16 protein-coding genes and 1 tRNA gene are annotated in these 23089 nt (G+C 42.6%); 6 read left to right on the forward strand and 11 right to left on the reverse strand.

All coding sequences use genetic code 11. The annotated features are described in order from the left end of the window. Positions 1-275: 275 nt before the first annotated feature. Both V7L20_RS20510 and V7L20_RS20515 read right to left on the reverse strand, forming a co-directional pair. Positions 276-965, reverse strand: coding sequence for a response regulator transcription factor (locus tag V7L20_RS20510; protein WP_334745859.1), 690 nt, complete (start codon positions 963-965; stop codon positions 276-278). After that, the gene (locus tag V7L20_RS20515; protein WP_334745860.1) at positions 959-2143 is read right to left on the reverse strand and encodes a sensor histidine kinase; all 1185 of its coding nucleotides are present in this window, start codon (positions 2141-2143) and stop codon (positions 959-961) included. Before V7L20_RS20515 ends, V7L20_RS20510 begins: the two co-directional genes overlap by 7 nt. A 1214-nt stretch (positions 2144-3357) precedes the next feature. Between V7L20_RS20515 and V7L20_RS20520 the strand changes: the two genes are divergently transcribed. From V7L20_RS20520 to V7L20_RS20535, 3 genes are all read left to right on the forward strand, one after another. Continuing rightward, positions 3358-5565, forward strand: coding sequence for a hypothetical protein (locus tag V7L20_RS20520; protein WP_334745861.1), 2208 nt, complete (start codon positions 3358-3360; stop codon positions 5563-5565). A 58-nt stretch (positions 5566-5623) separates the two neighbouring features. Then, entirely contained in the window at positions 5624-7390 is a 1767-nt protein-coding gene (locus V7L20_RS20525; protein WP_334745862.1) for a ShlB/FhaC/HecB family hemolysin secretion/activation protein, read from the forward strand. A gap of 421 nt (positions 7391-7811) precedes the next feature. Continuing rightward, on the forward strand, positions 7812-10088 hold the full coding sequence (locus V7L20_RS20535; RefSeq protein WP_334745863.1) for a COG1470 family protein: 2277 nt from the start codon (positions 7812-7814) through the stop codon (positions 10086-10088). 515 nt (positions 10089-10603) lie between these two features. Here the strand turns inward: V7L20_RS20535 and V7L20_RS20540 are convergent. Further along, a complete protein-coding gene (locus tag V7L20_RS20540; protein ID WP_334745864.1) occupies positions 10604-11341 on the reverse strand; it encodes a DUF3598 family protein in 738 nt (245 codons plus the stop codon). A 508-nt stretch (positions 11342-11849) separates the two neighbouring features. Between V7L20_RS20540 and V7L20_RS20545 the strand changes: the two genes are divergently transcribed. After that, positions 11850-13454, forward strand: coding sequence for a serine/threonine protein kinase (locus V7L20_RS20545; protein WP_334746024.1), 1605 nt, complete (start codon positions 11850-11852; stop codon positions 13452-13454). 108 nt (positions 13455-13562) lie between these two features. On the opposite strand, the gene V7L20_RS20550 is transcribed toward V7L20_RS20545, so the two are convergent. Further along, a complete protein-coding gene (locus tag V7L20_RS20550) occupies positions 13563-14732 on the reverse strand; it encodes a CapA family protein (protein ID WP_334745865.1) in 1170 nt (389 codons plus the stop codon). A 243-nt stretch (positions 14733-14975) separates the two neighbouring features. Continuing rightward, positions 14976-15060 (reverse strand) — tRNA-Ser (locus V7L20_RS20555). A 682-nt stretch (positions 15061-15742) separates the two neighbouring features. Between V7L20_RS20555 and V7L20_RS20560 the strand changes: the two genes are divergently transcribed. Together V7L20_RS20560 and V7L20_RS20565 are read left to right on the forward strand one after the other, a co-directional pair. Next, on the forward strand, positions 15743-16765 hold the full coding sequence (locus V7L20_RS20560; protein ID WP_334745866.1) for a serine hydrolase: 1023 nt from the start codon (positions 15743-15745) through the stop codon (positions 16763-16765). Between the two features lie 185 nt (positions 16766-16950). Beyond that, complete coding sequence (locus V7L20_RS20565; RefSeq protein ID WP_334745867.1) at positions 16951-17955, forward strand: 2-hydroxyacid dehydrogenase; 1005 nt, start codon at positions 16951-16953, stop codon at positions 17953-17955. 43 nt (positions 17956-17998) lie between these two features. On the opposite strand, the gene V7L20_RS20570 is transcribed toward V7L20_RS20565, so the two are convergent. From V7L20_RS20570 to V7L20_RS20595, 6 genes are all read right to left on the reverse strand, one after another. Beyond that, positions 17999-18253 (reverse strand): hypothetical protein, encoded by a 255-nt coding sequence (locus tag V7L20_RS20570; RefSeq protein ID WP_334745868.1) that lies wholly within the window; start codon positions 18251-18253, stop codon positions 17999-18001. A gap of 186 nt (positions 18254-18439) precedes the next feature. Then, the gene (locus tag V7L20_RS20575) at positions 18440-19183 is read right to left on the reverse strand and encodes a M50 family metallopeptidase (protein ID WP_334745869.1); all 744 of its coding nucleotides are present in this window, start codon (positions 19181-19183) and stop codon (positions 18440-18442) included. A 180-nt stretch (positions 19184-19363) separates the two neighbouring features. Further along, positions 19364-20233, reverse strand: a complete 870-nt coding sequence (locus tag V7L20_RS20580; protein ID WP_334745870.1) for an FHA domain-containing protein — start codon at positions 20231-20233, stop codon at positions 19364-19366. A gap of 232 nt (positions 20234-20465) precedes the next feature. Beyond that, complete coding sequence (gene pgl / locus V7L20_RS20585; RefSeq protein ID WP_334745871.1) at positions 20466-21188, reverse strand: 6-phosphogluconolactonase; 723 nt, start codon at positions 21186-21188, stop codon at positions 20466-20468. Positions 21189-21499: 311 nt separating this feature from the next. Continuing rightward, on the reverse strand, positions 21500-22243 hold the full coding sequence (gene rph, locus V7L20_RS20590; RefSeq protein WP_334745872.1) for a ribonuclease PH: 744 nt from the start codon (positions 22241-22243) through the stop codon (positions 21500-21502). 142 nt (positions 22244-22385) lie between these two features. Further along, positions 22386-23009, reverse strand: a complete 624-nt coding sequence (locus V7L20_RS20595) for an adenylate kinase family protein (RefSeq protein ID WP_334745873.1) — start codon at positions 23007-23009, stop codon at positions 22386-22388. Positions 23010-23089 lie beyond the last annotated feature (80 nt).

The following is a 23089-nucleotide window of genomic DNA, read 5'->3' on the forward strand; positions in this document are numbered from 1 at the left end:
AGTTAAGGCTAAACCAAAATCACTCAACCGAATGGCACGCTTGTTTAGCTCTTTATTAGGGTGAGACAGGAGGCAGAGGGCTGTCTTGCGAGTTATAAAATCCTTTTACTACAAGCTTAAAAGTGCATTTTAGAATATTCCCTTCTGCCGACGCTCGCGGACTCGCTCTAAGCGTTCGCGTAGCGTCTCGTAGAGAAGCCATGCCGTTGGCAAAGCCTCTCGAAGAGAAGGCTTTACGCTGCGCTATCTTGCCTCCTGCCTTATCTTAGTGACATTCACGACTGAACCAGATTCATCTTGATGGCTGCCACAATAGCTTGTGTCCGACTTGTTACCTGTAGCTTCAGAAAAATATTAGTGAGATGCGTCTTAACAGTAGCGACTGAAATGTAGAGTTGCTTCCCAATTTCATCGTTTGAGGCTCCTTGAACTAGCCAATATAAAACATCGCGTTCTCTGTCGGACAGGTTGCAGGGCTGACCGATCTGTGAGGGTAATGAGGCTTGGGTTTTTTGGAATTTTCTAAAGAAGCTAGTGGCAACTTCAGGTGGTAAATAGATTTGGTCCTGCATAATAGTGGTGATCGCATCTAGCAACTGCTGTGAAACCTGACCCTTAAATACATAGCCATCTGCCCCCAACTGCATAGCTTGATAGATCCAGTAGTCTTCTTGATGACCCGATAGAACAAGGGTTTTACTCGATGCATTGCTGTTTTGGAGCTGCTGTAATAGGGAAAGACCATCTCCCTCAATTAATTCCATGTCAATCAGAATAAGGTCGGGAGTATGCTGCTCGATAAGGGATAAAGCCAGAGCCGGACGATTCGCTTCCCCAATCACGTTAATTGTTTGATCCTGAATCTGGGAGAAGCTTAGAAGGGTTCTGATTCCGGCCCGAAATTGACAATCGTCATCGACTAAAAGCGTCGATAGGGTTTTGGTTGTTTCTACTTGGGTTAACATGCAGCGTTGTCCTCTGATAAGTCAATAGATGGAATTAATCGAGGGAGGCTGATCGAAAATTCTGCACCTTTTTTGGGTGCATTTCTTGCCCATAGTTTCCCTCCGTGATCGAGTACAACTTTTTGGGCAATGGCTAATCCTAAACCTGTTCCCTCCGAACGGCAGGTATAGAAAGGCTTAAACAGCTTCTGTAAATCCTCTGAGGAAAGACCCGGACCTTCATCTCTCAAGGTGAGCAAAACCTCACCCTGCTGCTCTTGCCAATCAATGAAAATTTTTGCCCCTTGAGGACTAAAATGGATGGCGTTACTCAATAAATTGCTGATAGCCTGTTTGATTTGAAGTGGATCGAGTTTCAAAATAAGTGGGCGATCGCCGCAACATACTTGAAGATTTTTCTCCGAAATCCAGCCTTGAAATTCTTCCAGCGTTTTATGGACGAGACTACAGATATCTTGCGGTACAATCTGCAACTTTTTACTACTTGCACACTGCAGGATTTCAGTGAGAGTTTGATTTAAGCTGTGAGCAGTTTTGCAAATGACTGAAGCTTGTTCTTGCTCCTTACTACTAGGCAAAAGATGACTAAGGTTATGAGCATAGAGACTAATTAAACCCAAAGGATGACGTAACTGATGCCCCACTCGTTGAACAAGATGTTCTAAAATTTGAATCTTCTGGCGGTGTTGCCAGTTTTGTTGATGTTCGTCTAAATATTCACCGATACTGGCAGCCGTTCGCTTGATAAATTGCCGATGAGTATGAGACAAAGGCCCATTAACAAATAATAATAAATATTGATTAGGCTGACTTGATTCACCAAAATGACAATAATAGAAGCCTTTTTCTATTGTCTCTGAATCAATCGGCTTTAGCGCTAGAGCGGATGAAACATTAGCTAGCCAACCTTCGGTTTGTAAGTAAGCTAGAGTCTCTTTCGCAATAGAAAAAGGCATTTGAGAGGCTTCAAGAACTTGTTGGCGATCGGACATCTGCGGATCTTGATAAACCACTCTCACCCATTGAATCTGCGATTGAGCTGCCAATTGATCGATCTGTAGCTGCAAGAAATACTTTAATTTTCGAGTGTAATACTGGGGAGTCCCCTTTTCTGACTGAGGACTCAGATTTTTTAAGAGTTTGAGACCTATGCCTGGTTTATCTGTGAGACTATCCATACTTTCCTCCAAATTATATGCTCTACTTCTGGTTCTGTTGCAAAAAAGGTTGTGTCGCAAAGAGTGAATCAGATGGTAAGCTAGGAAAGCTTGTTGTTGACGATCAGCTTCCCACAAGGAGCAATGCGATTTTGTCAGGTGCTAAAAAATTAGAAGTTATAAATCACCTATTTAATAGTGCGTAGGCATAGCCTGCCGGAAGCATCGCAGCAATATAGCTGCTTTTATTGAGAATCTACCTTTGTAACTAAAAATTAAAACCCGATCTCACAAAATCGCATTGTTCCCTTAATCATTTGGTCGTTTTCAAGATTTCTTACTTGGAGTTAGTAAAGTAAGAAGTTCAGTGAATGCAGTCGGTTTATGTTGTGACTGATAATTATGACTTCAAGCGATGTCATCTCAATTTCGTAATTCTGTTGAAAATTTTGTACCCACTCAAAGAAGCTACGATAGATTCCTGGTGGGGGGACATTTCAAAGCTTGGCTTTTCATAGCAGCCAAAGCAGAAAATTGTAGTTACCAGGGGTGCAGGTACATACTTGTAGGTGATGGAATGCTGAGAAAGCAAGCCTGTCAACCAGGCAGGGCGATAACCCAACTCACAAAAGCAATAAAACATAACCCTTAATGATTTCATATTAAGTTGACGCATTTATGACAAATTTATAACAAAAGTATGACCAGAGATTTTTACTAAACAGCCTGTTTAAAATCAAGAAATGAAAAAAACTTATCCAGATGAATATTGATCATAAAATTTTGACAAGAGATAGTTATACCAATTCAAAATTCAAAATGACGCTCTCTACGAGACGCTAAAAGCGAACGAGGACTCGCTCTAAGCGTTCGCGTAGCGTCTCGTAGAGAAGCCATGCCGAAGGCTTTACGCTACGCTAACAAAATTCAAAATTAAGAAAGCTAGACATAACAAAGGTGTGTCCGTATGTATCTGTCGCATTCTTTTTTTAAATTGGTATTATTAGCGATGTTTGTGAGCAAACGTAACTAACGACTTAGAGCTAAAGCCGAACTTACGACTTCTGTATTACTCATTGGGATCGCTGAAATCAGAATATGCAGCCTTTGAGATGATTATTGGTATTTAGACTAAAAAATGACAAAACGACCCAGAGTGAATTAGACAGAAGTCGGATCTATTCCAATCAAAGTTGTTATTCAATATTAAAACAGCCCAAATACTTCTCTTTCCTATGCTTGCCAGCTCAATTATCGATGCTAGCCTGACTGCACAAAATGTAGTCTTTCGCCCCGGTGGCCCATCGGTTTCTTTTGGTGTTTCGGTGATCAACCGCAGCAATCAGTTTGCGTCGTTTCAACTTGAAATTAAAGCGGCGGGAGCAGGTGAGCAGAGTAACTGGTATCACCTTTCTCCAGATGTATCTGCGGCGAAATCACCGGGCGATCGCACTGATTTTCAAGTTAAGATTTTAGATTCTCCCATCCCTGATTTCGTTGGGATCATCAATCTAATGGTGCGGGTTTTTTCGCCCCAGCTCTCTGAAGAACGACGATTAGTTCTACGGTTAACGTTAGAACCTAGCCGTGAATTAAACCTACTGCGGATCGGATTACCCACCAAGCGGTTTCAAGTTTATCCGCGTAACGTCGTGGATATTCCCGTAACTGTCAAGAATGTGGGGTCGCAGTCTTACCAAGTACGCTTGCAGTGTACAGAACTTGAGTCGTCCTGGCTAGTTGGTAGCTCTGAACGGTATATAGAAATTCCCGCAAATGAAGAGATAACAGCAATTTTCCAATGTCAGCCTCCTAGAGCAGATCGAGTTGTAAGTCGCGATTATCCCTTTATGATAATTGCCAAAAATCATCTGAGTTCTACTGTTGAAGCACAAGGAATTTTAGAAGTTCTGCCCGTTGGGTTCATGGAGTTTGAAGTCCAGCCTCAGCAGCAGTGTATCCCGGCTAAAAGACCTTGGCTCCCGAATTGGCGATCGCGTAGCGGTACCTTCCAATTGATGTTTAAGAACAATAGTAATCTATTGCAAACGCTCGATCTGGAAGTCCGAGGTCAAGACGCGAAAGGATGCCAAATTCAGGTTAGTCCAGAAAAACCGATTCTGCCATTGGGAGAAATAACTTCTACAAACCTAACCATCTCTCCGCGTCGTCCCTGGATTGGCTGGTCGCGAAAACTAAAGTTTGAACTCAAGCCTTGGCTATCAGACCCAAGATTAGGGAGTACCGATCCAGCAACCCAGATTTTATTTTTAAAGGTTTTCCCAATTGTACCCTTATGGTTATTGCTGGCATTGCTCTCAATGATCGCAGCCGCTATATTTATACCAAAGCCGATTACTCATCTAGCTGGTGTTAATGCCGTGCGACTCAGTGGCACGAGTGGCAGATCGCCACTGGTAATAAGTGCTTCAGACGATTGTTCAGTTCGGACTTGGGGCGTAACAGATTGGGGAACGCTAACCCCCCAAGGTACCTTGAGTAAGGGGACGTTAGCCAAAACCTGCACCGATACTCAACCTAACTCTTCCAAGGGACTTCTGGCGATTACTCAGCAAGCAATCCGGTCGCTAGCATTAATTCCGGTGAAAAATAATCAGGTCTTTGCAGGTCTAGAAAATGGAACCGTTCAGGTCTGGGATATCAACACTGGGAAGGGACTTTATACGCTCAAAGACCCCAACGACCAAACAAGCGATCGCATTCTGGACTTGATGTTTACTCGCAACTCTCTGACGCTATATACCAGCTATGGGAGCGGAACCATTCGGAGTTGGCAAAGACCGAGGGATATTCGTTTTGACTCAAAGCCTGCTAAGGTTTTGAAGGTGCCCGATCGCTTTGCATATCAAGCCTGGTCTTTAGCACTCAGTCCAGATGAAAAGATCCTTGTAAGTGCCGGACAGTTTAAGCGGCTTGTCTTGTGGGATGTCGCCAACTTGCAACCTTGGCAGCTAAGACTTTCAGAGAATGCTCAAAATCGCGGAGAAAACGACTTTTTCTGGGATGTCAACTTTGCACCCAATACTTCCATCCTCGCAGCCTCTGATTCTGATGGTTACGTTACTCTTTGGGACTTAAGTCAATGTCAGAAAGCAACGCCAAAGGGGTCGCCTAAAGATCAGCTCCCTCAGCAAAGCTGCGAACAACGGGCGAGGTGGCAGGTTTCAAAAACATCAGTTCGCAACATTGTATTTACTCCAGATCGACGATGGCTCGTGAGTGCAGGCGATGATGGTCAGATCCTGGCCTGGCGTCTGACTGCAAAGGTCACTCCTGATCTGACTCAAAAACCGAAGCAGATCGCAACCCTACCCAGCAGGATTACTTCTTTAGACTTGATTGCTAAAGAGCAGGGGGTTTGGATTGCCAGTGGCTCCGATGATGCACAAGTTCGTCTTTATCGCTTTAACCCAGATGAATAAAAGTTATTGACAAAAATAGTCCAGTGCGATGATTGATAAATATCCCCCAAATCTGATCATGTCCTGTTTCCCACTGAGTATGCTTCTACTACTGGGCAGTACATCTTTAAGTCTACTGAAAGCTGAGGCTGTTGATACTACAAAATCACTAACTAGTAATTTTATCCTATCACAACAAATTCCACCACCACAGGATATCCAACCACCCACTACACCTTCACCACTTCCCTCACCTCAAGTGCCACAGCCACTTCCCCCACCAGCAGAACTATTTCCACCCTCTGCCCCAACTCCCACACCACAACAACCACCCTCTGGTAATTTTCCTGCCACTATTGTTGTTGAGCGGTTTGAAGTTATTGGTAGCACAGTCTTCAGTCCCCAAGAGTTAGCCCAAGCCACTGCTGAATTTACCAAACGACCAATCTCGCTGACCGAAATTTATCAAGCACGTTCTAAAATCACTGAGCTATACGTCAAAAATGGTTACATTACTTCTGGTGCTTTGATTCCACCCCAAACAATCCAATCCGGTGTTGTGAAAATTCAGGTGGTGGAAGGTAAATTAGAAGATATTCAGGTAACTGGGACTCGGCGGTTGAATCCGAATTATGTCCGCAGCCGACTAGCGATTGCCACATCACCACCTCTGAATCGCCAGCGTCTATTAGAAGCCCTGCAACTTTTGCAACTCAATCCTTTGATTAAAAACGTGACTGCTGAACTCTTAGCCGGATCGCAAACGGGTACAAGTCTTTTGGAAGTTAAAATCAGTGAGGCAAAAACCTTTAGTGGGCAAATAATTCTTGATAATGGGCGATCGCCCAGTGTTGGCAGTTTTCGACGCGGATTACGATTGAATGAAGCTAACTTACTCGGATTGGGAGATGATCTGAGTTTAGGCTACACCAATACTGATGGCAGCAATTCCTTTGATGCTAGTTACACATTGCCTCTCAATCCCCGCAATGGAACTCTGAGCTTAAACTATGGCACTACGTCGAGTCATGTGATTGAGCCTCCTTTCGACTTTTTAGATATCGACTCGGCTTCTCGCTACTACGAACTGACATTTCGCCAACCAATAGTCCAAACTTCCACACAAGAATTCGCTCTGGGGTTAACAGCTTCCCGACGCGAAAGTGATATCTCGTCCTTATTACAGAGAGAAGGGGTTCTTGCCTCTGAACTTTCGCCTGGTGCTGATGAAGAGGGACGCACTAGGGTATCTGCGTTGCGATTTTTTCAAGAATGGACGAATCGTAACAGTCGGGAAGTCATCGCCCTACGCTCTCAATTCAGTTTGGGCATAGATGTGTTGGATGCCACGGTTAATCAAGATGCTCCTGATAGCCGTTTTTTTGCTTGGCAAGGGCAAGCGCAGTGGGCAAGGCTTTTAGCTCCTGAAACTTTATTATTACTTCGTTTAAATACGCAACTTGCATCTAGAACACTTTTGCCTATAGAGCAATTTGGCTTAGGTGGGCAGGATAGCATTCGCGGCTACCGTCAAGATTATCTGCTGACGGATAATGGCACTTTTGTTTCTGCGGAAGTTCAAGTTCCAATTCTGCGCTTACCCCAGATAAATAGCACTTTACAAGTTGTGCCGTTTGTAGATTTTGGTGTTGGCTGGAACAGTTCTGGTAGAAATAATCCCGACCCTAATACTCTAGCCTCTGTTGGTCTAGGGTTGCGTTGGTCACAAGGCGATCGCTTCACCGTTCGTCTTGACTGGGGTATTCCTTTAGTATCTGTTAACTCAAACGAGAGAACGTTACAAGAAAATGGTCTGTATTTTAGTTTACTCTATAATCCTTTTTAAAATAATGGATTATAGAGCTATTTGAATGTTGAACAGCAACAAGAAATATTAAGTTGGCTGTAAACGAAAGATAGTTGGGAGCTTGGCGAAATTGAGTATAAATTAGCGTTTTAATATGATGTAACTTATGAATTAAAACGGAGTTATTATAACTTTTGACTTTTGATTTTTGACTTCCCGTACCCCTGCTCTTAAGCAAGCTACGCGTAGCGTCTCCAAGAGTTGGGGCGTGATTTGTTTGATGCGGCAGGAATTAGTTGGAAGAAAACTACTAAGTTGAATCAAAAAGCAGATTTTACCACGGCGACAACCATTTTTTCTAATTTCTATAAAGCTGCATTCTGAAAATTTTATTCTTTTATTGCGTAACTACCATTACATTTCAGCAACGCCATAGTCCTTTATTAAAAACGCTGTAAAGATGTTGAATCTCATAACACCACTCAAAGTTATCCTGAATCCTTCTACCCGCCTAGAGGGTTTCCCAGGGGAGAGCGTTACTCTTGACATCAGTCTGATTAATCAAGGTGAGCAGGGAGCCGCGATTGATGTATTTATCGATCCGATGGCTCAAACCTTGCTGGGATGGTGTTTATCTGCAAGAAAGCGGGTCGCCCTCGACTCCCAACAGGCTTGTGAAGTCAGCCTGGTCTTTGAGATTCCCTTAGACGCTCTACCAGGAAGTTATCCCTATACGGTAGTAGTAGATGCCCCAGAGCATTATCCAGAAGATACTCCGATTCATTACCCAGGCAGTCTTGAAGTTCTAGTCAAAGAGCAGGCTGTTATACAGTCACAAAAGCTTACCTTTTCAATTAGCCCAGCAACTAGTCCTGTTCAGCCTTTATTAATTCAGCCCAACCAGCACCAGAGGCTATCAGTAATCGTGAACAACCACTCTAGTCGAGTGGATCGGTTTCGGCTCTATTGTCTTGACTTAGATAAAACGTGGTTCACGATTCAATATCCTAGCAATGAACTGAGTGAGTTAGGCGTCGTTTCCAGTACCGATGGTTTGGAGCTTAATCCTGGAGGCCAAGGCGAAATCATCATTGAACTCCATTATCCCATAGACATGCCGGCTGGTCATTATTCACCAACTCTACAGCTCATTTCAGATAATGCCCCAGAGCAGGTCTTTTTGGATCTGGTCTATTTAGAGGTAAAGCCAAAACTTCACCTGAGTGTTGAACTGGAGACTATTCTTGGAAAAGTCAGTCACAGTCCGGGCCAGTATCGACTCATACTAACAAATCATGGAAATTCAATTCGAGAATTGGCCGTAAGTGCTAGCAGCCGAGATGAAATGGAGTTGTGCTACTATGTTTGCAGTCCGTCTTCTGTCAATTTGTTGATTGGCGAAACAGCGACGATTAGTCTAACCGTTTATCCTAAGCAGAAATGGCGCCGTCCCCTCTTTGGGTTTGGCTTAGATCTACCGTTTCAAGTGAATGTTCAAGACCTTCAAGCATTACCGACGCCAGAAAATTTACCGATGGGGTTGTTAATCTGGAAAGCACGTCCTTGGTGGCAGCTTCTGCTGTGGCTGCTGGCAGGGGTTGGTGCATTGTCGGGACTCGGCTTTTTGATTTGGTTTGTATTCTTTAAACCTGTTCCTCCACCAATCCTAACAGAATTCAAACCGGATAGCGCTAGTTATACCGAGGGAGGCAGGGTACGCCTAAACTGGACAATTTTGAATTCTGCTCGGCTTGCTGAGCTAGTGGTTTCTTCAACTAAAGATCAAACTGCCAACAGTCCCCAAGTTTACGACTTTCGTCAAGGCTTACCGACAGAACTGAACCGTTATTGCCAAATTCGCGATCGCAATTTAACCTGCACTAACGTCGATACAGGTGCCCGGCTGGCGGGAGAATACACCTTCCAACTTCAGATTAAAGCAAAATCAGCCCAAAAGCCTATTGAGCAAAAACTGAATGTTGTAATTCAACCTAAGCCATTACCGCAGGTGATGAGCATTGCAGCACGCCAGTCTCAACTCGAAAAAGGGAAACCCTTAACCCTTAGTTGGAACATCAAGAACTTTAGCCAACTCGGTCAGCTTCAGGTTATAGGTCAACTCAAAGACGGTAAACCAACGCTTTTCAAAACTTATGATTTTCAAAAACAAATTCCTTTGGAACTAACTAAGCAATGTCAACCTCCAGTCAACGAGACATTAAGTTGTTCCAATGTGGATATAGGGCTTCCGGCTAAACCAGGCGACTATGCGATTAGCCTTCAACCTGTGTCTAGTGGAAGTCAAAAACAATCGCCACTTTCCAAAGCAATTCAAGTCCAGTTAAAGGCAACACCCCTTCGAGTTATAAACTTTACGCTCAATAATCAAAGTTCAGAGACGAATCCCTCAATATTCTTGAAAGTTGGACAAGTTGTGACTCTCAACTGGCAGGTACAGGGGGATAGTGTCAAAGTTAAACTTGAACCTTTAGGTGATGTACCAACCAGTGGTTCTAGGACATTTAAAGCAACCACAAATCTTTCTCAAATTATCCTCACGGCTGAAACCGAACAAGGTCAATCAGTCAAACGTGCGTTTTTGCTCCAAGTTGATACGCCAAAACCACCTCCGAAGCCGACTAATACCAGTTCTCCAACAGTAATACCATTTCACTTTAAGATTGATACAAATAGGCAGCAAGGGAGCAGGGAACAGGGAATAGGGGAAAAAAGTTAGAGACAAATCATTTGGATCAAGCATTTCGTGAAATTTTATAACCCTCTTCTACTGTTTTCCCGGCTTTACCTTTGATAATCGGACGAATGTGTGGTTGATTTAAACTGACAATATGGTCTTCTATACTCTGCTTTTTATTTTCATGTGTCCTGTTTTCAAGTCTTCCAGGCTTTTCAACTTCCGAAATAATGCTTCTAGGGTTGACCCATCAGCAATCCAAATTTGTTCAAAATTACGGTTTGCAAATTTCAGTAGATCACAAAGTTTTTTAAAAGCCCTGCCACATCAGCATTCCATCAAAACACTTGCACACCATAAAAGAACCTATTAATCAACATTTTAGCCGATCCGGTTAGTTACCTCAAAGCGATCGCTCTTAAACTAAAGCTGTTTGTCTCCTTCTTTGCGAGCGCTGAAACCCTCATTATTACGTCAGTTTATGAAAATTTGTGATCTACTGAAGGTGCATTTAGGCATCGGGCAGCGATTTTAAGAGAATTTTTCTCTGTTTGCGATCAGCGATTGAATACTTCTAAGGTAAAGCTTGTAAACCCAGATATGTTAAAATGGCGAATACCTCGCAGCAATAAAGTAGGATTTACTAGCCATTCTGTCGCCAGAAAAAATTTTGTTTCACTCTCTATATATTTTGGGATACTGATTGATACGCCATCTTTCAAACGCAAGGTAAGATAATTATTATTTAAATCTTCTAATTGTATCCATGAAGTTGGAACTGTGGGTGATACTATACAGTCAGGTGTCATTTCGGTTATTATTCCTTGCCAACCAGTTAATTTATTTGCAAGAGGTAAAGGAGATTCATCGCCTCTACCTCCCAAGTGTTCAGAAATTATCAGAATATCTAAAGTACCATTTTCGTTGTATCTGGCAACTGCACTCCTACGCCTATCTTTATGCTTAAAACCAGTCTCAAAAAAGAACACTGAGCCAGATTTTACTTCTTGAGAACCCCATGAAAAACTATTGTTTAAATGAAGCGATCTTATCTGAGGTTTTTTATGTGGGCCATAGGTTTCTAATTTGTTTGTTCCATCAGCATAAGTTGAATAATTCTGATGATTCATTTCACTTCCGTCACTGTTTAAGTGGAAGCTTCTGATACATTGATGAGAGCGAATTAATTCACCCTCCAAATTGTAAACGTTCCAAGTTCCATGCCAGTCTCCAATATGACTGCAAAAATTTTCCCAGTTTTGCAGTTGGGCATTTATTATAGTGTCTGAATTCATTGTTAGCTATTGTTTAGATTGTTATTTGCTATCAATAAAATTAATTATATAGGAATACTAAATGATACAGCGTTTTTTAATTTAATGGAATAGACCTTTTGAAAGTTAAATTATTTTAAGGTCGCATAAATGTGCGCCCCTACTATGGTCTATTAACTACAAATTGCTGTATATAAAAAATTTTAAGTAATCTAAGGTGGTTGCTCCTTAGGGTTGTAGCAAGTAACGTGTCAAGTCGTGCTTCCTCCCTAACATCACGGACGTGGAACACAGCTTGAGTCTGTTTCCTACTTTAGGATTTCTTGACTCTCGCGTTATCCTATGAAAAAGATAAAACTGTTGTGATGTTAGGGAGGTTTTTCCCGTTTAGGGAATTCCAACAACTAAATCATCCCGTAAGATAGACAGGCAAAACTCTGCCCTCTAAGAAAATATGGGAAAATTTTTGGAAATCTCTCAAGACTCAGGACTCGCTAGTTATCTGCTCACTCAAGACTCAGGACTCTCTATGTTAGCAGGCACAATTTTGCAGGATGGAAAATATACCCTAATTCAAGAAATAGGGCGGGGTGGCTTTGGCATTACGTTTAAAGCTACGCATCACTACTTAGGTCATGAGGTGGTGATGAAAACCATCAATGAACGGTTGCGACAACATCCTGATTTTGCAAAATTTGAGCGCCAATTCCAAGATGAAGCCAGACGATTAGCTACGTGTATTCACCCAAATATAGTCCGAGTTAGCGATTTTTTTGTTGAAGCTGGACTGCCTTACATGGTGATGGAATACATTCCGGGCGAAACCTTGGGAGACGCATTTGTATTACCAGGGATACCGTTGCCTGAAGCCACAGCAATTCATTACATCCGGCAAATTGGCGCAGCCTTGCAGGTAGTGCATAATAATGGTTTGTTACATCGAGATGTCAAACCAGATAATATTATTCTTCGTGAAGGAACTCAAGAAGTAGTACTGATTGATTTTGGTATTGCTAGAGAATTTAATGGCAGTGTCAGGCAGACTCACACGGGTCTGGTTTCTGAGGGTTATTCTCCAATTGAGCAGTATTTGACGCAAGCGCCGCGCACACCGGCCACGGATGTTTATGGTTTAGCAGCAACCTTATATGCACTGTTGACAGCCCAAGTTCCTATGCCCGCATTATTGCGCGATCGCGAGCAGATGCCTTCCCCCCGCGAACTGCAACCACACTTGAGTGCTGCTGTCAACCAGGCCGTAATGCGTGGTATGGCGGTGGAGTCTCGTTTTCGGCCAGCTACAGTTGCTGAGTGGTTACAACTGCTACCTGGAAATGGGGTGAATATGACACCGCAAGGCTTATCCACTTATGCAGTGCCAACTATCAATTTATCTGCCCAGCAGGCAGTAACTTTACTTGGAAAAACTGCCCAAAATCGCCTTGATAAACTATCTGCATTAGCGTACCCCAACCCAGGCATCGCCAAAGAAAATGTACTGGCAAAAAAACTAGGATCATCTCAAATATTCATAGGTATAGGTGTAGCCCTGGTCGCTGCTACAGCAGGTTTTGGCATCACTAGCATCTTACCCAAATCTCAGCCCCAGCCAACTGCAAAACCGCTTTTTGAACAGCCAACTCAAGAACCACCTGCGAAAGTTCCTAACTTAGAGAGTCGTGAAGAAACTAACACCACCTCAAAAACCGAATCAGCACCTGTTTCTAATTCCAAGCAGCGCCGACGTAATCGTCGTTCTTCCCCAGAAGAAACACCCAGCAGCCCTACACAAAAATCACAACGCGGCAATCTTGAGCAATCGGCACCTTCACCTAGCATTTCTCCTACGCCCTCGCTAGTCGAAAAACTACGGGCTATTCGTTCATCTCGTAGTGCTTCCCCTAGACCATTGCCAAAAAATAGCTCACCCGCCTCCAATCAGAATTCTGCTTCTCCTCAACTAGTGATTCCATCAAATCCTGTGGTTATACCAACAGCACCACGGACAGAATCCAAACATTCAGATCCTTCTGCTGTAGTAGTACCAACAGTGGAAAAGCAAAATACACCGATTGATAGTCAACCTCAGAATGATCAGAAATCTCAGGAAAAGCTACAAGATGACAATAATTAGTAAAATTTAGATTTTAGATTTTAGATTTTTTTTTCAATCTAAAATTTAACGCCTCTTGCCAATACAAGAGCAGTTTTTTCTTTCTTGTTTCATCTTTAGCTAAATGGCTTACTTACTCTTCTGTACAACAACTTCTCCTTTCTTATTAATCTTCACCGGGTTTTTGGGAAAAGCTTGATTATTCAAAGAACGCATAAGTTTTACAGTTTTAAAATACCGATCAATTTGAGGGATTCCCTGCCCATTCATCCGCACGGGGATAATTTTACTTGATACCAAATTTCCCGCAGAGTTAAGTTTAACTTCTAAAATCATAGAATCACCCGTCTGGGCATTTGTAGATAAAGTTCGATATCCCAGAAAGTTTCCTAAAGAATAGGCGATGATTTTTCCCTTATAAATTTCCATCGCTCTCGGAACATGAGGGCCATGTCCTAGTACTAAATCTGCTCCTGCATCAATCATGTTTCGAGCAAATTTGATCGAATTCCCTCGGTTTTCTCCATAAAAAAACTCTGTCTGATTCTTAACATGTAGTGCCCCCGTTCCTTCGGCTCCAGCGTGCATCGATACTATTACAATTTTAGCCTTGTTTTTCGCTTTGGCTATAAGTGCTTGGGCTGCTCCTAAATTATTGATAGAATTATACATTTCATAAGGAGAAAACCCGACCATTGCCACAGGGATATTGTTAGCTTGCAGATAAAGAATTTGATTTTTATGACCTAATGTTGCAATACCCACAGCCTCAAGATTTTTCTTTGTATCTTTGAACCCTACCGGGCCGAAGTCCATTGCATGGTTATTCGCCATATTAAACACATTAAAACCAGCCTCAGCAAATAGCCGAGCATATCCAGGTGGGGAGCGAAAAGCAAAGACTTGTCCCCGACTAATATCTTTGGCAGTGTAGGGATAATTAGTTAAGCTACTTTCAAAGTTACCAAACAAGATATCAGATCCTTGCAAGTAAGTTCTCACTGATTTTGGTAATAATTGATCTCGAAACTGGGGTAATCTATAGTTAGGAAAATTAGTGCCGGGAATAATATCTCCAACGGCTTTGATAGTAATAGTATCTGGAAAGGTTTTTCCTTCTGTTATTGATGGGGTAATAGGAATAGCTAATTGTAATGATACAGGTTCAGTAGGTGTAGTCGCAGCGTTTAATCGCTGTGATTGCCCAAGCCGGATAACGACTCCTATACTAATACCTAGATATAAACAGACACTGATAAAAATAAATGAGGGCACTTTCCTCATGCTGGGATTTGCCATCGTTCACTCCTCACACGATGGCATTAGTGTATACCAAAAATTTGTAGATTCTGTGTATATTTTAATGTAGTTTGGACAATATGTGAGGAAGTAAATACGGAAATATAGTCTCGCTTCACACAACATCCGTTACATATATATTTAGGGGAGCAGATTGTGTGCCCTTACTTGCAAATATACATACATACCGTAAATAAAGCCAAATATCATCTGTTTGTCTAGTTCTTCGACAATCATTTTAAACGGAGAGGGGGGGATTCGAACCCCCGTTGGGTTTCCCCAAAACGCATTTCGAGTGCGTCACCATGAACCGCTCGGACACCTCTCCAGCTATATCATTCACACACTTGAGTATTCAAATGCCGTGAAGTAAGGTAAATTTTACCATATTTCCTATACTACTATAACATTATCGTTTTATCTGCGTAACGGGATGCTTTGGGAACGCCAACGTCTAAGCTCAAGACATTTCCTGCGATCGCGGTTGCCCCAACTACCCAGCGAATCAATGACATCCAGAGATGTCCTATCTATTTGGCGATTTACCGTTATCTATTCATCAGGTTAACCAAGATGACTCCTGAAACAAACACTCAACCTGATGCAGGTAAGTCTTATGTATAAATTTTAGAACAGTAGAAAATCCTCAATAGCCAATGACTATTAGTCGTTTTGTAGTCTTCAGTTTTTACTTTTTAATTGCTTCCACTGCGGATGCTTTTTTTATTATAATTACCATGTATAAATCATTGCTATAAAAATTACAAACGCAATCATCATCTCTTCGTGTTTGTATAATTACATAAATAGTTTATGTAAGATAAGCATGTTTTCTATATCCTACTTTGTACTTTTTTATCAAAATTATTATTGACAATATTTAAGACAATCTCTTATTAATATCTCTTGACATCGGATATCTTAATGATTAATATGTCAATCAATCCGGATTTGATTAACTTCTTCGGAAAATCTCTGTAAATAAATCCAACACATCCTCACACCACTGCATGAAACTACGCTGGTTCTTACTGAGCCTTACAAGTATTCTTTTACTATCGTCCCCAGTAAAAGCGAATCCCAATACGAATCAAGTTGGCAACGCAAATAACTGGAGCGCAAATCAATATAATTTACAACTACCAAAACTTAAATTTATTCCTCCGGTTCCTCTAAGCGATCCTGTTAAACCAATAAATACTTCTAACTTTACTGGCATAGTTCCTTTAGGACGCGAGATATCAGAACTAAAAATTCCTATTAAAGCATTAATAGCTCGCTATAGATTCCTCACTCCCGGAATCTTTTTTATGGACTTAGAAACAGGGGATTATTTTAGTGTTAATGGTGATAAAGCTTTTTCTGCTGCTAGCACAATTAAGTATCCAATTTTGATTGCTTTGTTTCAAGAAGTAGATGCAGGGAGAATCAAACTAGGCGAAACTTTGGTGATGCGCCGGAAGCATGTCACTGGCGGTTCTGGAGATATGCAGTATCAACGAGTGGGAACTAAGCTTAGTCTCTTGCAAACTGCAACCAAGATGATGACTATTAGCGATAACACTGCTACAAATATGATTATCGACCGTTTAGGCGGTACATCTAAATTAAATCAAAAGTTTCGCAGCTGGGGGTTGCAAAGCACTGTAATTCACAATATGTTAGGAGATTTTCAAGGAACTAATAAAACTAGTGCAAAAGACTTGGTAAGACTGTCAGCTTTGATTACAAATAATCAGTTAATTTCTAATATAAGTCAATCCCAAGTTTTAGGTATTATGATTCGTTGTCACAATAAAAGTTTGCTTCCATCTGGCTTAGGTTATGGTGCAAATATTGCCCATAAAACAGGTACTCTGCGGTTTGTACTAGGTGATGCGGGTATCATTGAAACGCCATCAGGTAAGCGTTATTTAGCAGGAATTTTCGTGCGAAGACCGAATAATGACATTAGAGCTAGGGATTTTATTCGTCAAGTTTCTCAAGTGATGTATGGCTACTTCGAGCAGCCAAAAATTAGTAATATACCTTAATTACTTATTGAGTATGAAGCATGATTAACACTTGATTTTTAAGTGAAAGGTCTAAGTTTAGTACTCACCGATAAAATTGACAATGTTCAAAGATGCCGCAGCTAGGCTCGTCGTAGACATCGCTTCTGTAACTGCCAAGGTATTATGTAGTCGAACATTGTGCAGCATACAGTTTGAGGTTTTGCATGAAAGTAGCAGTCTTCAGTACAAAAGTCTATGATCGGAAGTTTTTGTCAGCTGCAAATTCTCCCACTCAACACGAGTTAGTGTTTTTTGAACCTCGTTTAAATCGGGATACAGCTATCCTCGCTGCCGGATTTCCGGCAGTTTGCGTATTTGTGCATGACCAAGTTGACGCGCCAACTTTAAAACTTCTCGCCTCACGGGGAACTCGGCTGGTTGTTCTCCGTTGTGCAGGGTTTAACAATGTAGACTTACAAGCCGCAGCAGACTTAGGAATTACCGTTGTGCGTGTTCCCGCCTATTCACCTTATGGGGTAGCAGAACATGCTGTGGGATTGATTTTAAGCCTGAATCGCAAAATCCATCGGGCCTATAACCGTGTCCGAGAAGGCAATTTTTCCCTAGATGGACTGTTAGGATTTAATTTGCATGAGCGCACAGTGGGGATTGTCGGCACCGGCAAAATCGGTCTGATTTTAGGACAGATTATGAAGGGGTTTGGCTGTCATATACTCGCCTATGACGTTTATCGCAATCCAGAATTGGAGGCGCTAGGTGGAAAGTATGTTGAGCTACCTGAGCTATTTGCCAACTCGGATATTATCTCCTTACATTGCCCTCTGACTCTGGAAACGCATCACTTGATTAACGCTGAGGCTATAGAACAGATTAAGCCAGGTGTGATGCTAATTAATACTAGCCGAGGAGCGCTGATAGATACCCAAGCAGTGATTGAGGGATTGAAGTCTGGTAAGATTGGCTATCTAGGTGTGGATGTCTACGAACAAGAATCGGAATTGTTCTTTGAGGATTTGTCTGGTGCAATTATTCAAGATGATATTTTCCAGCGTCTGACGACGTTCCCCAATGTACTCATTACCGGACATCAAGCCTTTTTTACAGCAGAAGCTCTCCACAATATTGCAGAAACAACTTTTGCTAATATTGCTGATATTGAAAAGGGTCGTGCTTGTGTTAATGAAATTCGCGCTCAAGTGTCAGCTTAGGTAATGCTTGGCGATCGCAATAACTTTGGACCAAAATCACTAGTCAATCCCGATCATCAGGCAAATTCTCCATTTCCTCAGTAATTAGTGTCTGAAAATCTTCGTCACAATGATTATGCAGATGAACCGCAGCAGCTAGGAGTTGTGCGAGAATTTCAGCTTGTTGGTTAGCAGTTAAACTAGGTAACTGTAACTGGTTAATTAAGGCTTGTACTCTCAGGCACTCTGTACCTAATTCAGCAATCAAGGTACTGAGGGTTGAATTCGTGACTGCAAGAGGGCGATCGCTAATCTGCATTTTTATTGTCCTAATCTTTTACGCGCTTGTTGGATTGCCTTGTCAAAAGCACGAATCTCTTTTTCCAATGCTTAATCAAACCTTCGTCAGGAAAACTCTTCTCTGATTCAAGTCTAATCTTTTCTTGATGTTCAGTAATTCTTTGAGCTAAAGATTCAATTGCCTTTTGATGGTGCTTCTTACTCATTACTCCGAACGATAGGCAACGCGGAGACTTTGGACTAAAATCACCAAAGATGCGATCGCCATTAACCCGCCCCAAAACCAGTAAGGTAAAAGCAAATATCGCTGCATTTGCGCTGTATCAGAAAGTCCAAGGGGACCAGCAGAACTACTAAATAGATAATCAAGTTGATGGTATGTACTCACACAAGCTTGTACACCCAGAAATTGAATGACAAACCCTTGTGCCCAACGAGGTGCTTTCAGGGCGATACCCAAGATTATTAAACCCAGCAAGGGAATTGCCACCAATCCAAACCAGGAACGTACCCAAATTAATGTGGAAAATAGCAAAAAACTTCCTAATATTTTTAAACAGAGGGTTGTTGATGTAAAACTGCGGGAAGCTAGAATCAAACCTGCACCGGCAAGAGGCGGCCCCATTGGGCCTGCGGCTGCGACTATTGCCGGGCCAATTGGGGCCAATGACGACTGGATGCGATAAGTTGCGACACCGGAACCATTGCTAAAAATCTGCAATTTCTGAAACTGTCCCCCTAATAGGAGTGCCATTAAGCCGTGACCCATTTCATGAAACCAAGTTGCCAAGATCGTAAATGGGTATAAGATATAATCCCCTCCTGGTATTTGCCACAGTAAAGCAGTTGCGATCGCTGCTGCAACTAGCCAGGTTAGCCCCATGCGTTCAACAACTGGCGGGGCTTCTCTGGTAAGCAAGGGTTCAAAATTTTTGCTTGATTCCCTCATAAGTCACTCAATTTTAGATTTTAGATTTTAGATTTTAGATTTTAGATTTTAGATTTTAGATTATCCCCCGATTAATTCGTGGGGCATTCAATTTTGGATTTTAGATTATTTTTCAATCTAAAATCCAAAATTCAAAATCTGAAATTCGCAAGACTGATGTCACAATTGATCGAGAATCAGTTAAGCAAGTTGAAAGAGGAATGTCATTAAGTCTCCTTTACCCAAGCTGATGCGATCGCCTGGTCGCAAGCGATGACGATTCCCTGGTAAAAGTGGCAAATTATTAATGTAAGTGCCATTGGAGCTTCCTACATCCTCTACATAATGAGCATCTCCCTCGACACGAATATCTGCATGAATCCGCGAGACAATTTCTGAATTGGCAAATCCTGAAACATCTATATCTGGGGGAATCCGGTCATTGGGCTTGCCGATATGAACCACAGAGAGATTTTGCGGCAATTCAATTAAGCGATCGCTTTGAACGTGGATTAACCGTGCTGTAATCTGCTGCAATTGCGTTCTGGCGACAGTTGCAGTTGGTGCTAGTGCTGCTGGTGGCTCTTGTACTTCAGCTTCAGGGGCTGGCGCTGGTTCCAACGGTGGTGGAGTAGGAATAGTTTGTCCAGAGACTACGGGTTGAGCTGCGATCGTTGGCGCTGGTTCTGGAGGGCTGCTTTCTGCCACAGGTACCTCTGGCAAAGCTGCCACCTCTGTTGCAGGTAAAGATGAGACGGGGGGATGGGAGTTAGTAGAACCACTTATTCCCAAAGCATCTGGTTGTAAAAGTTCTAGCAGGGGATCAGGTGGAACTAACGGCGGTACTTCCACAGGAACATTAGGAGTAACTGTTACAACTGCCGTAGGATGAACGTGTGGAACTCCTGCAGAGTGAAGGTTATAGCCACACTGACCACAGAATGCAGCATCTGCCTGCACAGTTGCCCTACAACTGGGACAGTTAGTAGTCGCAGGTAACGGTGTATAGCAAGCTTCACACTGGACAGCGCCATCAGGGTTGGGATGATTGCAATTAGGGCAGACGATCATCAATATTTAGCCTTTGTTCAAGATCATCATAAATATAGGTAGGACTGGCAAGCAGAGGGCGGCCCTAGCTTTAGATTTTAGCAATTACTGCTGATGGAACGATGAATTGGACACTCTTACACAGGGGGCAGGGGGCAGGGAGCAGACGAGGGGAAAGAGGTAAATTTCATTCTCCCCCTTGCACCCTGCACCCCGCCCCTTTGCCTCTTTGCCCAATGCCTAATTCCTAAGTTTAATGTTGAAGTTCCAAACCTGCTGCCGCATCTAGCAGCCACCAAAGTTCTCCTTGGGGCCGAATTAAGCGGGATGGGTAAGTGAAGTCATCGGCTACAGGTGCAAAGACTTGCGCCAAAGCTGGTCGTTTATTAGCACCAGCAACCAGAAAAATCACGCTGCTCGCAGCGTTGATGAAGGGGTATGTGAAACTTATCCTGGGGTTTTCGTCTTTGTTACCCACGGTAACTAGGCGATCGCGTACTTTGAGAGCTTCTGTGTGGGGAAACAAAGATGCGGTATGTGCATCATCACCCATTCCTAACAATATTACATCCAACGAGGGAAACTCCACTCCAGAAGAATTGAAAAATTCTTTAAGCTGTTGTTCATACTTAGCAGCAGCCACTTCTGGATTCGCTTCCAAGGTTGGTACAGCATGAATGTTAGCTGCCGGGATATCAACATGATCTAGCCACGCCCGACGCGTCATCAGTTCATTGCTATCGGGGTGATCTGGTGGTACGTAACGCTCATCTCCCCAGAATATATGAATTTTATCCCAAGGCAGTTTTTGATTAGCGATCGCTTCGTATAACGGTTTAGGTGTGCTGCCGCCAGATAAGGCGATGCTAAACCGCCCCCGTTGCTCAATGGCAGTTTCTAACTTCGACAGAATTAATTCTAGCGCTCGTGCAACCAGCGCCGATTGATCCGGTAAAACTTCAACGGTTTTGTTCATGGCTTCATCATTATATTGCTGGCTTCTGGCAATACAATACCGAACTTATTACAGTCCTCCTTTTTAACTTTTGAAACATTTAACATCATGGATTAGGTAGGCTGGGAAAACATAGACGCTTATCACCTTTAACGGTAAATTGTCACTAGTCAGTTGTACTAACTACTAATGGCTCTTATGATTATTTTTATTTACACCCAGTTACTTGATACTTTGTTGATTAACGCCATAAAGGATACATTTATTAATTCTTATTAAAAATTAATAAAACTAATTAATCACTTCATTTTGCACTAGGTAATGACATATTATCAATCTGCCACAAACAGCGTTTCCCAGTCTGTGATCGCTTCGCGCTGGGCGATTAACAATTCCTGAATTCCTTTTTGGGCGACATCTAGCAGTTGATTCAACTGAGTCCGGCTAAAGCTGCCTTCTTCGGCTGTTCCCTGCACTTCAATGATTCCCAGGTGTTGATTCATCACCACGTTAAAATCTACTGTTGCAGCCACATCTTCGATATAATTCAGATCCAAAAATGGCTCTCCATACAGTAATCCTACGGAAACGGCTGCTACTTGTCCACACAGAGGCGATCGCTCCAGCAGGCCCTCTTCCAATAATTTAGAAATTGCATGAGCCAACGCCACAAAAGAGCCTGTAATGGCTGTTGTTCGAGTTCCAGCGTCTGCTTGCAGCACATCAGCATCCACAGTCAGCGTGTATTCTCCCAGCGCCTCAAAATCCACTGCTGCGCGTAAACTACGGCCAATTAAACGTTGAATTTCTTGCGTCCGTCCAGATAATTTCAATAATTCTCTTTCTTGCCGTTTTTGAGTAGCAGATGGTAACATCCGGTACTCAGCAGTTAACCAACCTTTACTAGTTCCTTCGAGAAACTTAGGAACTCCCTTATTAACGCTAACAGTACAAAGGACTTGAGTATCACCGCATCTTGCGAGAACAGAACCGGGGGCAAAGCGGGTGAAATTGGGGTAAAAGCTGATCGGACGTAGTTCGTAAGCAAGACGACCGTCAGGACGCTGCCAAGCCATTGGAGTTGCCTCAAGTTTTATAATACTGCCTTAAGATTACCTTAGTGTTACTGGGGATTGGGGATTGAGGATTGGGGCACAGTTATTCTTATTGTCCCCTTATACTCTTGTCTCCCCTGCTTCCCCTGCCCCATTCCCTCTTCTAAGGAACTGAAAGCAAAGTCAAAATATTTTGCAGTACCATATCTGGTGACTGGTCGCCGTTGATGGTTAATAGGCGACGACGACGGTCGTAATATTCTAGGATGGGAATGGTGCGATCGTAGAATAATTCTACACGGCGTTGCACGATTTCTGGTTGGTCATCTGGTAGCGATCGCCCCAAGGATCGGCTAACCATTACAGCTTCTGGGACTTGGAGATAAATTGCCCAATCTAGCTTTTGCTCTAAATTATCCAATAAAAAATCTAATTCTTCAGCTTGGAAGGCAGTACGGGGATAGCCCTCTAAGACCCAATCGTAGTTAATATCTGGTTGTCTGAGGCGAATTTGGATCAATTCAACGATCATTTCATCTGGAACCAATTCCCCTTTTTGCATATAGGGCTGGGCGTGGTAACCTAGTTCACTCAAGCTAGCGTAAACCGAAAGAGAAGTCCGGGGGTCAGCTTCCGACCATTGCAACTCCGAAAGGAGCTTATCGCCAGATATCGCTTCTCGTAAAATCTCGCCTGTAGAAATCATTGGAATATCAAAGTATCTACAAAGCCTTTGTGCTTGAATGCTTTTACCCGATCCTGAACCTCCCAGAATCACCAATCTCACAACAATTTACTCCTCATCCTGTCAAATTCACTACTTGCTAAGTCTGTTTTGCCCAAACAACCGATAAATCTAACATTCAG

The sequence above is a fragment of the Nostoc sp. genome, assembly GCF_036916735.1.
Taxonomy (GTDB): domain Bacteria; phylum Cyanobacteriota; class Cyanobacteriia; order Cyanobacteriales; family Nostocaceae; genus Nostoc.

Excerpts from the sequence above, each read along its gene's own strand:
- V7L20_RS20510 (WP_334745859.1), bottom strand. The coding sequence starts at position 965 with ATGTTAACCCAAGTAGAAACAACCAAAACCCTATCGACGCTTTTAGTC.
- V7L20_RS20515 (WP_334745860.1), bottom strand. The coding sequence starts at position 2,143 with ATGGATAGTCTCACAGATAAACCAGGCATAGGTCTCAAACTCTTAAAA.
- V7L20_RS20520 (WP_334745861.1), top strand. The coding sequence starts at position 3,358 with ATGCTTGCCAGCTCAATTATCGATGCTAGCCTGACTGCACAAAATGTA.
- V7L20_RS20525 (WP_334745862.1), top strand. The coding sequence starts at position 5,624 with ATGTCCTGTTTCCCACTGAGTATGCTTCTACTACTGGGCAGTACATCT.
- V7L20_RS20535 (WP_334745863.1), top strand. The coding sequence starts at position 7,812 with ATGTTGAATCTCATAACACCACTCAAAGTTATCCTGAATCCTTCTACC.
- V7L20_RS20540 (WP_334745864.1), bottom strand. The coding sequence starts at position 11,341 with ATGAATTCAGACACTATAATAAATGCCCAACTGCAAAACTGGGAAAAT.
- V7L20_RS20545 (WP_334746024.1), top strand. The coding sequence starts at position 11,850 with ATGTTAGCAGGCACAATTTTGCAGGATGGAAAATATACCCTAATTCAA.
- V7L20_RS20550 (WP_334745865.1), bottom strand. The coding sequence starts at position 14,732 with ATGGCAAATCCCAGCATGAGGAAAGTGCCCTCATTTATTTTTATCAGT.
- V7L20_RS20560 (WP_334745866.1), top strand. The coding sequence starts at position 15,743 with ATGAAACTACGCTGGTTCTTACTGAGCCTTACAAGTATTCTTTTACTA.
- V7L20_RS20565 (WP_334745867.1), top strand. The coding sequence starts at position 16,951 with ATGAAAGTAGCAGTCTTCAGTACAAAAGTCTATGATCGGAAGTTTTTG.
- V7L20_RS20570 (WP_334745868.1), bottom strand. The coding sequence starts at position 18,253 with ATGCAGATTAGCGATCGCCCTCTTGCAGTCACGAATTCAACCCTCAGT.
- V7L20_RS20575 (WP_334745869.1), bottom strand. The coding sequence starts at position 19,183 with ATGAGGGAATCAAGCAAAAATTTTGAACCCTTGCTTACCAGAGAAGCC.
- V7L20_RS20580 (WP_334745870.1), bottom strand. The coding sequence starts at position 20,233 with ATGATCGTCTGCCCTAATTGCAATCATCCCAACCCTGATGGCGCTGTC.
- pgl (WP_334745871.1), bottom strand. The coding sequence starts at position 21,188 with ATGAACAAAACCGTTGAAGTTTTACCGGATCAATCGGCGCTGGTTGCA.
- rph (WP_334745872.1), bottom strand. The coding sequence starts at position 22,243 with ATGGCTTGGCAGCGTCCTGACGGTCGTCTTGCTTACGAACTACGTCCG.